General features: G+C 69.4%; 1 protein-coding gene. It reads left to right on the top strand.

The features are described from left to right. A partial coding sequence (locus tag LZ005_RS21550; RefSeq protein ID WP_237811139.1) for an Ig-like domain-containing protein occupies positions 1–448 on the top strand: 448 nt, incomplete at both ends.

Genomic DNA, 448 nt, shown 5'->3' with positions numbered 1-448 from the left:
CAACGTTGGCACGGCCGGCGGCTCGCTGACCGTCACCCTCGATACGACGGCCCCGTCGGCTCCCAGCACGGCCATCGATCTGGCCAGCGCCTCGGACAGCGGTTCCTCGAACACGGACAACATCACCAGCGCGCTGGCCCCGACCGTGCGTGTCAGCCTGGCCGGCACCAATGCTGTCGCTGGCGATCTGGCCGAACTGTTGCTGGGCGGCTCCGCGCTGGCCCATGCCGTCACCGCAACGCTGAGCAGCACCGACATCAGCAATGGCTACGTCGATCTGACCGTCACCAGTGGCGACCTCGGCAGCGATGGTACGAAGGCCCTGACGGCGCGCGTCACCGACAAGGCCGGCAACGTCGGCACGGCTGGCGGCGCCTTCAGCTTCACGCTCGACACCACCGGCCCGTCGGCCCCGAGCACGGCTGTCGATCTGGCCAGCGGGTCGGAT

Origin of the sequence: Massilia sp. TS11 (assembly GCF_022012445.1) — a bacterium.
In the GTDB taxonomy this organism is placed as follows: Bacteria; Pseudomonadota; Gammaproteobacteria; order Burkholderiales; family Burkholderiaceae_D; genus Telluria.
This window is presented reverse-complemented; position numbering and strand designations above follow the sequence as displayed.